At 31.5% G+C, this 2,046-nt stretch carries 3 protein-coding genes; all 3 read right to left on the bottom strand.

The features are described 5' to 3' along the window. Positions 1–116 precede the first annotated feature (116 nt). Entirely contained in the window at positions 117–872 is a 756-nt protein-coding gene (locus RCH56_RS06395) for an ATP-binding cassette domain-containing protein (RefSeq protein ID WP_306484147.1), read from the bottom strand. Further along, complete coding sequence (locus RCH56_RS06390; protein WP_306484146.1) at positions 865–1,179, bottom strand: hypothetical protein; 315 nt, start codon at positions 1,177–1,179, stop codon at positions 865–867. Before RCH56_RS06390 ends, RCH56_RS06395 begins: the two co-directional genes overlap by 8 nt. Before the next feature lie 421 nt (positions 1,180–1,600). Beyond that, on the bottom strand, positions 1,601–2,046 hold a 446-nt coding region (locus tag RCH56_RS06385), incomplete at its 5' end, for a hypothetical protein (protein WP_306484145.1).

The following is a 2,046-nucleotide window of genomic DNA, read 5'->3' as shown; positions in this document are numbered from 1 at the left end:
AAAATAAAAGTTATATCGAATACCAGATAAATATACTTATATAAATTAAAAACGTCCCCTAATTATTAAGCTCTCTTTGTCACAAAGATTCTTCAAGATTATGCATATACCCTATCCTAGCTAAAAACCCTATATTTATGATAAGTAAGGTTAGGTGTATAGCTTGGAGAGATATATTTCTTTGATAAACTTTTAATTAAGGGACGATTTTTATTTACACTTTCCAATTGATTAATTAAAAAAATAATATTCTCTACTATCTCTCCTTCCTTCATCACAAAGACTTCATCTGCACATTCTTCTATAATTTCTTTCTCGTGACTTGCAAGTAAAACTATAGTTACTTTTGCCTTTTCTTCTTTGATAATCTTCTTAAGTACAACTATTCCTTCCTCATCTATGGCGTTAGTTGGTTTATCTAGCATAAGGATTTTCGGATACTCCATAATGGCTTGACCTATGGCAAGTCTTTGCTTCATCCCAAGAGAATATTTGCCGAAGTCCTTATCTTTCGCTTCATAAAGATCTACAAGCTTTAGGATTTCTTCTATCCTTTCTTTTCCAATTATATTTCTAAGAGATGCTATCATTAAAAGATTGTCGAAGCCAGATAGGTCTTTTAGAAAGGAAGGATTTTCTAGTAGGAGACCAAGGTCTTCTGCGAAATACTTATTATCAAGCTTTAAATCATTTACGATAATTTCTCCACTATCTACTGTAATAAGCCCTGCTATTGCCCTAAAGAGCATGGTTTTGCCTGATCCATTTCTTCCTTGAAAGCCATAAACCCTGCCTTCGTAAAGTTCTAGATTGATATCCTTTAAGATTTTTGCTCCCTTTATATTTTTATTAACTCCACTTACTTTAATCATTGCTTCCTCCGTAGAAATTATAAGATCTAAATACTAGGGCTGAACCTATTAGTATCAAAATTATATAGACTAGCCATACTATTAAATTATCAACCATACTTATATATCCACCCATCACGTCAGTCTTAAAGGCTAGGGTCTGTTGACCTATAAATCCTTTGAAATTACTAGTCATGCTTAGGACTAAAAATATAAGGGTAGAAGCTATACCAAATTTGAATCCCAAGACTATAGCCAATACAAAGACCATGACAAATAGAATTGATTGGGTTACTATATAGGAAAATATAAGCCTAGTAAATAACATGAAATAAGCTTTATCAAAACTAGATACCAAAAAAGTATCAAAAATTACAAGTAGGTAAATAAATAGGTTAATTATTCCTATTCCTATAATCCCAGATAAAATTTGGATAGAAAGTACATCTTCCTCGACCTAGTCTTAATTAGTATATAGGAAGCATTGTCAATATGGTCTTGGTATATTACAAAAGATACAACAAATACAGGTATCAATTGAAACAAAAGCCATACAATAGGAGGCTCAAAACCACTAAAAGATTTTATATAGCCACTATCAAATAAGAGTGCTATAAAAAGCTCCATCGAATTATAATCACCATGTGGTAGGATATAAAACTGGCTTAAAACTATAAGAAATAGGTATATAAGCATAAGTTTCTTCGATCTATTTACTATATATTTAAGATCTCTTGCCAAGAGTTTTCTCATAACAAGTCACCCCTCCTGCTATACTTTATGAAGTAAATTATGCTAGGCACTAAGAAAAGAACACTTACAAACAAAGTCAAATAATCAGGCTTCACTGTACTATATAAGATTCGAAATATTCCAATTTGAGAATTCTCACCGAGGAAACCTCCACAAATATATAGGATTAAATCCAATATATAGGGTATCATGCTTCCTAAAAACCTATTGTTAAATTTGGTATTTATATAGATTGAAAATGTGGCAATCAAGCCCCCACACAAGAATATCTTTATAAAATGGAGGATATAGAAGACTAACTTGCTTTTTAAAAATACATGCGCAAATAAGTCACTCCTACCAATATTCATGATGTTAAAATAAACTAGGGGTACATTTGGCCTAACAGTAAACCACAAGAGTAAATTAACTAGGGCAGGTAAAATAGCAAATATTCCAGCTA

Origin of the sequence: Anaerococcus sp. (genome assembly GCF_030825785.1) — a bacterium.
GTDB lineage: Bacteria > Bacillota > Clostridia > Tissierellales > Peptoniphilaceae > Anaerococcus.
Note: the sequence above shows the minus strand (reverse complement) of the source record. Positions and strands in the feature narration are given on the sequence as shown.